The following is a 501-nucleotide window of genomic DNA, read 5'->3' as shown; positions in this document are numbered from 1 at the left end:
AAACTCAAGACAGTCCCGCATTTGGCCGAACCGCCACTGTGACGCCTTGTTATAGTTCGGGCCTCATTTTCAGCCCGGTAAAGGATCACTGCCATGACTCAATACTCCGCCTTCAGCGTCGAACTGGCCGACAACATCGCCCATGTGCAGATCAATCGCCCGGAAAAGATCAACTCGATGAACGCCGCGTTCTGGAGCGAGATCGTCGAGATCTTCCAGTGGATCGACGACACCGACGAAGTGCGCGTGGTGGTGCTCAGCGGTAACGGTAAACACTTTTCCTCCGGCATCGACCTGATGATGCTCGCCGGCGTCGCCAATGAACTAGGCAAGGACGTCGGCCGTAATGCGCGCCTGCTGCGCCGCAAGATCCTCACCCTGCAAGCCTCGTTCAACGCCGTCGACAACTGCCGCAAACCGGTACTCGCGGCCATTCAGGGTTACTGCCTGGGCGGCGCGATCGATCTGATCGCCGCGTGCGACATGCGCTACGCCGCCGAA

At 59.3% G+C, this 501-nt stretch carries 1 protein-coding gene; it reads left to right on the top strand.

Features of this window, described 5'->3' with window-relative positions; all coding sequences use genetic code 11:
* Positions 1–93: 93 nt before the first annotated feature.
* Positions 94–501 (top strand): enoyl-CoA hydratase-related protein (locus BK660_RS30645; protein WP_185045278.1); only part of this gene is annotated, 408 nt, incomplete at its 3' end.

The sequence above is a fragment of the Pseudomonas brassicacearum genome (assembly GCF_003732265.1).
Taxonomy (GTDB): domain Bacteria; phylum Pseudomonadota; class Gammaproteobacteria; order Pseudomonadales; family Pseudomonadaceae; genus Aquipseudomonas; species Aquipseudomonas brassicacearum_D.
Note: the sequence above shows the minus strand (reverse complement) of the source record. Positions and strands in the feature narration are given on the sequence as shown.